The organism is Streptomyces sp. ActVer (genome assembly GCF_027270795.1).
Lineage (GTDB): Bacteria > Actinomycetota > Actinomycetes > Streptomycetales > Streptomycetaceae > Streptomyces > Streptomyces umbrinus_A.
The window spans coordinates 1-6,001 of record NZ_JAPWHT010000558.1 but is presented as its reverse complement, the minus strand read 5'-3'; the positions used below and the strand labels follow the sequence as shown (position 1 = coordinate 6,001).

Annotated in this window: 5 protein-coding genes; 3 read left to right on the top strand and 2 right to left on the bottom strand. The window is 70.8% G+C overall.

Features of this window, described 5'->3' with window-relative positions:
• Window positions 1-67 precede the first annotated feature (67 nt).
• Complete coding sequence (gndA, locus tag O3Q52_RS47340; RefSeq protein WP_269654657.1) at window positions 68-1,507, bottom strand: NADP-dependent phosphogluconate dehydrogenase; 1,440 nt, start codon at window positions 1,505-1,507, stop codon at window positions 68-70.
• Window positions 1,508-1,824: 317 nt separating this feature from the next.
• On the opposite strand from gndA, the gene O3Q52_RS47335 reads away from it, so the two are divergent.
• On the top strand, window positions 1,825-3,033 hold the full coding sequence (locus O3Q52_RS47335) for a transglycosylase family protein (RefSeq protein ID WP_269654656.1): 1,209 nt from the start codon (window positions 1,825-1,827) through the stop codon (window positions 3,031-3,033).
• On the opposite strand, the gene O3Q52_RS47330 is transcribed toward O3Q52_RS47335, so the two are convergent.
• The gene (locus O3Q52_RS47330; protein WP_269654655.1) at window positions 3,023-4,297 is read right to left on the bottom strand and encodes a DMT family transporter; all 1,275 of its coding nucleotides are present in this window, start codon (window positions 4,295-4,297) and stop codon (window positions 3,023-3,025) included. The two genes, O3Q52_RS47335 and O3Q52_RS47330, sit on opposite strands and share 11 nt — an antisense overlap.
• 225 nt (window positions 4,298-4,522) lie before the next feature.
• On the opposite strand from O3Q52_RS47330, the gene O3Q52_RS47325 reads away from it, so the two are divergent.
• Window positions 4,523-5,251 carry a (2Fe-2S)-binding protein gene (locus tag O3Q52_RS47325; RefSeq protein WP_269654654.1) on the top strand — a complete coding sequence of 243 codons (729 nt, stop codon included), beginning with the start codon at window positions 4,523-4,525 and terminating at the stop codon, window positions 5,249-5,251.
• 125 nt (window positions 5,252-5,376) lie between these two features.
• Window positions 5,377-6,001: glycogen synthase (glgA, locus tag O3Q52_RS47320; protein WP_269654653.1), on the top strand; the 625-nt coding region annotated here is incomplete at its 3' end.

Genomic DNA, 6,001 nt, shown 5'->3' with positions numbered 1-6,001 from the left:
GCCGGCTTTTAGGGGCGCGGGGAACTGCGCGACAAGCCCCCACGCACCCGCACCCCGAAACCGAACCTCAGCCGGCCACCTCGGACCGGTCCCCGCCCCACAACGTGTGGAACGACCCCTCCCGGTCGGTCCGCCGATAAGTGTGCGCCCCGAAGAAGTCCCGCTGCCCCTGAGTAAGCGCCGCAGGCAGCCGCTCCGCACGCAACGCGTCGTAGTACGCCAGCGCCGCCGCGAACCCGGGCGTGGGCACCCCCTGCTGCACGGCGGAGACGAGCACGGCCCGCCAGTCGTCCTGCGCGGCCGCGATCTCCTGCGCGAACGTCTCGTCGGCCAGCAGGCTCGGCAGATCGGCGCGCGTGTCGTACGCGGCACGAATCCGGTCGAGGAAGGCCGCCCGGATGATGCACCCGCCCCGCCAGATCGACGAGACCGCACCCAGGTCGACGTTCCAGTCGTACTCGGCGCTGCCGGCCGCGATCTCGTGGAAGCCCTGCGTGTAGGACACGATCTTCGACGCGTACAGCGCCTGCTCCACCTGGTCGGCGAAGGCCGAGGCCTCGGCCTCGCTCAGCGCCGTGGCCTTGGGCCCGGCCAGGCCCCGCGAGGCCTCACGCAGCTCGGTGTGGCCCGACAGGGACCGCGCGAAGACGGCCTCGGCGATGCCCGACACGGGAACGCCCAGGTCGAGGGCGATCTGCACGGTCCACCGACCCGTGCCCTTCTGCTCCGCCTGGTCCTGTACGACGTCCACGAAGGCCTTGCCCGTCGCCGCGTCCACGTGCGACAGGACCTCGGCGGTGATCTCGATCAGGTAGGAGTCGAGCCGCCCGGTGTTCCAGGTGCGGAAGATGTCCGCGATCTGCGCGGGGGAGTAGCCCGCCACGTCACGCAGTAGCTGGTACGCCTCGCCGATCAGCTGCATGTCGGCGTACTCGATGCCGTTGTGCACCATCTTCACGAAGTGTCCGGCGCCGTCGGGGCCGACGTGCGTGACACACGGGGCGCCGTCGGCGGCCTTCGCGGAGATCTTCTCCAGCATCGGGCCGAGCGACTCGTACGACTCCACCGGACCGCCGGGCATGATGCTCGGTCCGTGCAGCGCGCCCTCCTCGCCGCCGGAGATGCCCGCGCCGACGAAGTGGATGCCCTGCTCGCGCAGTTCGCGCTCCCGGCGGCGGGTGTCCGCGAAGTGGGCGTTGCCACCGTCGATGATCATGTCGCCGGGCTCCAGGAGCGGGGCGAACTCCTGGATCACCGCGTCGGTCGGCTCGCCGGCCTTCACCATGATCACAAGGCGGCGCGGGCGTTCCAGCGCGGCCACGAACTCCTTGGCGGTCTCCGTCGCGACAAAGGTGCCCTCGCTGCCGAACTCCTCCACCAGCGCGTGCGTACGCGCCGCCGTCCGGTTGTGCAGGGCGACCGCGTATCCGTTGCGCGCGAAGTTACGGGCGAGATTGCGCCCCATGACCGCGAGTCCCGTGACGCCGATCTGGGCTGAAGTGCTCATACGGTTGGCTCCTAGAGGTGCTGAATCGGTAGTGCCGGTCGTGCCTGCCAGTATTGCCCCACCGACCATCCTGACTTGCAGGTTCGCCGACCGCACATCCTGACTTTCCGACCGTGTGTACGCAGCGGAGCCGCCCCCGCCTCAGTGCCCCGCCGAACTTCGCCGTCACATCTGCCCCGGGCATACACGTCGACAGCCGCCAACGAAGGTCGATTCCTGGTCACTTGGCGGGATAGGGCGGCCGATTGCCCTCTTGTCATGGCCTGTTAGCAGCGTTTACTTTTGCCGCTCCTGACGCTTGTCGAGGGGGCACCTTCATGGCCGTACGCGGCCGGCACCGCCGGTATCAGCCGAACAGGATCAACCGCGCCTCACTCACCGTCACGGTGGGCGGCGCCGGGATGGCGATACCGCTCATCGGTACCGGCGTCGCGAACGCGGCAGACGTGGACACCTGGAACAAGGTGGCCGCCTGCGAGTCCACCAACAACTGGCAGATCAACACCGGCAACGGCTACTACGGCGGGCTGCAGTTCACCCAGTCCACCTGGGAGGCCTACGGCGGCAGGGCCTACGCGGCACGCGCCGACCTCGCCACCAAGGACCAGCAGATAGCCGTCGCCGAGAAGGTCCTCAAGGGCCAGGGCCCCGGCGCCTGGCCGACCTGCTCGGTGCGGGCGGGCCTCACCCTCCCCCACTCTCAACTACGTTCGAGCGGGGGGACCCCCACCGGCGACACCCCCGACATCAACCCCTCGGGCAAGTCCGCCCAGACGCCCAAGCGCACCGTCCGCGACGTACAGCCGCAGACCACGCCCCAGTCGCAGGCCGGCACCGCCGAGATGTACACCGTCGTCCGCGGCGACACACTCTCGGGCATCGCGGGCACCCGCGAGGTCCCGGGCGGCTGGCGGCAGTTGTACGACGCCAACCGCAGGACGGTCGGCACCGACCCGGACATGATCATTCCCGGTCAGCGGCTGAGCCTGAAGCCGAAGGCGTCGCCGGACACGGGAGCCAAGTCCACCTCCGACACGGCGGAGAAGACGGAGAAGAAGCCGAAGGCGAAGGCCAAGGCAAAGGTCGAGGAGAAGTCGGAGAAGAAGACCCAGTCGACCACGCGCGGCCTCACCGCCCCGGTGAGCGCCGGTACGGGAACGCCGTACCACGCGGCGGGTTCCTCCTGGTCGAAGGGCTACCACACGGGCGTCGACTTCCCGGTGCCCACCGGCACGTCCGTCAAGTCGGTCGGCGCGGGCAGCGTCGTGACCGCGGGCTGGGGCGGTTCCTTCGGCTACCAGGTGGTGATCCGGCACGGCGACGGCCGCTACACCCAGTACGCCCATCTGTCGGCGATCTCCGTGAAGGCCGGGCAGGGCGTGGTGAGCGGCCAGCGCATCGGCCGCTCCGGTTCCACGGGCAACAGCACGGGCCCGCATCTGCACTTCGAGGTGCGGACGGGGCCCGGTTTCGGCAGCGACGTCGATCCGGTCGCCTATCTGCGCGCGGGTGGCGTCACGATTTGACGCTGGAGCGGATCACCACCGGGGCGGGGAGCAACGGCAGGAAGGGAAGGCCGTAGTACCCGCCGCGGGGCCAGGACGGTTCGTCGATGCCCTCGATGTCGTCCGGCGTGTCGCCGGACGGCGGGGGCCCGTTCGACCCCGGCGGCGGCAGGAGCGAGTCCTGCCGCGCCGAGGCGGAGGCGAACATCCCGGCGTGCGCGAACGCGTCCTCCCGGGTCGGCTCCTCGTCCCGTACTCCCGCGGAGACCACCAGCCGCTCCGCCGGGGCAAGCTGCTCCGGCAGTACGCGGTCGGGCGGAACGGCGGCGGGCTCCTCCATGTGGCTCGGCTCGGCGGCCGGGCCCGGCCGGGTCATGACGGCCGCGTCGGCCATCGCTCCGGCCACTGCCGGGGCGGGCACGGGCACGGGTGCGGACACCGGCGTCGTACGCTCCGAACCGCTGATGCGCTCCGTCGTGAGCAGGATCAGGCCGCCCGCGGCGACGACCCCGCAGCCCAGTGCGAGGGCGGTGCCCGTCTCGCCGTAGCGGAACGTCTCGCCGAACATCGTGATGCCGACCGCGGCGGCCACTATGGGGTTGATGACCGTCAGGGTGGCCAGCGGCGCGGCGAGTCCGGCGCCGCGGTAGGAAGCCTGCGACAGGAGCATTCCGGCGGTCGCCAGGACACCGATCACGGCGAGGCTCGGGACATCGGCGAGCGAGACGCCGCCCGTCCAGTCGACCGCGACCGTCTTCGTGAACACCGACGACATACCGAAGGCGACACCCGCAGCGGTCGCGAGCAGCACGCTGCGCACGGCCGGGTGCCGGTGCACGGCGCGGGCGGCCATCATCAGGGCCACCACGGCACCGCCGGTGACCAGGGCCACCACCACGCGCTGGGTGCTGTTCAGGGACTGCGAGTCGGACGTGCCGACCAGGGCGAGCAGACCGGCCAGGCCGACCGTCGCCATGATCGCGCCGCGCCAGGCCGTCGCACCGGCCTTGCGGCGTACGAAGACGGCAGCCATGGGAAGCGCGAAGACGATGGTCAGCGCGCCCAGCGGCTGGACCAGGCTGAGCGGTCCGTAGGCGAGCGCCACGACGTGCAGGAGCCCGCCGAGGCCGTTGAGGCCGACCGCGATCCACCAGGCGAGCTGGCGCATGGGTGCGTACGTCGTGCCGGGCGTGTTCGCCGCGACCCGTTCCTGCACGATCGCCCCGCCGGCGTACGCGACGGCGGAGACGAGAGAGAGCAGCACAGACAGCACGAGTGCGTTCATGTGTCGCTCCTCCTCTGCATGTGACGGACGTTCTCCCGAAGGCGGGGAGTCCGGTGCGGCGATCGGTCGGCTTCCATGGTTAATACGATCCCTTTTGAAAGCGCCCGTGTCGTCGTACCTGAGCAGTCATTGGGTCCTACTGCCGATGGAGTACGTCTTGGGCCTAGTCCTCCCCAGGTCGGGTGACACCGGGTACAACCCCCCTAGTGGCTCCGTTATGCCCCCTTGGTGTACTTGGTCTCCGTGAACCTCGATCCGGATCTCAATCGACTCGCCTCTCTCGAAGGTTTCTTCGCCCTGCGCACGGGACGGCCGTCGCTGCCGACCCTCGCGGAGGCGTATGGGATACGGAGTGTCACCAAAGAGCCGGATCCGCTCACTTTCCGTGTCCGTAAGGTCGTGCGGCTGCTGGACGCGCCCGAGACGCGTATCGGGGTCTCGGTGGCGCAGCAGGGACTCGCCGCCCGGCTGTGGTCGGTGGCCCTGGGCGCGGCCGCCCTCTACGGACAGATTCCCGGCCTCGACCCCCGGCTGCTGCGCTGGGACGCGGACGGCAGCGCGCCCGACGACCTGTGGCTGGCCGAGACACGCGCCCTGCCCGGCGACGCGGCCACCGTCCGGCGGGTCGTACAGGACGGCCATCTCGAACCCCTCGCGGCGGCGCTGTGGGCCCCGCAGCCCGTCTCCGCGGGACTGCTGTGGGGCAACGCGGCCTCCGCGCTCGCGGGCGCCGCACGCGAACTCGACCGCTGGGCCCGCGTCAACGGCCACCCCGAGGTGGGAGACCGGGCCCGCTCACTCGCCGCCGAACTCCTCGATCATCCCGACCTGCGGGACACCGGCACGCTGAACGGCACGGCGTTCCGGCGGCGCAGCTGCTGCCTCTACTACCGGGTCCCCGGCGGGGGCGTATGCGGCGACTGCTGCTTCGAGCGCCCGCCTCGCAGACTCTGAGCACGGTGGCGCCGCTCCGAGCACCGAGGTGCCGAGCCGTGAGGCGTGCCTCGCCTCGCGGTCTTCCCCAAGGGCCACTTCTGGGTGACCATGTGGGAACCAGCCGCTGAGACAGGGGGTTCCGGGTGCGTGTGGGACTGCTTTCCCGGGAGTACCCGCCGGACGTGTACGGCGGTGCGGGGGTTCATGTCGAGTTCCTCGCCCGGGAGTTGAGGCCCCTCACCGACCTGGACGTGCACTGCTGGGGCGAGGGCGCCGCGGGCGGAGTCGTGCGCCACCGGCCCTGGCCCACACTCGACGGCGCGAACGACGCGCTGCGTACCTTCTCCGTGGACCTCGCCATCGCCGCCGCCCTCGAAGGCCGCGAACTCGTCCACTCGCACACCTGGTACGCCAACCTCGCGGGCCACATGGCGAAGCTGCTGTACGGCATCCCGCATGTCATGACCGCCCACTCCCTGGAGCCCCTGCGCCCCTGGAAGGCCGAGCAGCTCGGCGGCGGCTACGCCCTCTCCAGCTGGGCCGAGCGGAGCGCCATCGAGGCCGCCGACGCCGTGATAGCCGTCTCCACGGCCATGCGCGAGGACATCCTCGGCTGCTACCCCTCCCTGGACCCGGCGAAGGTGCGCGTCGTCCACAACGGCATCGACACCTCCCTCTACGCGCCGGACCACGGCACGGACGTGATCGACCGCATCGGCCTCGACCTCGGCCGCCCGTACGTCCTGTTCGTCGGCCGCATCACCCGCC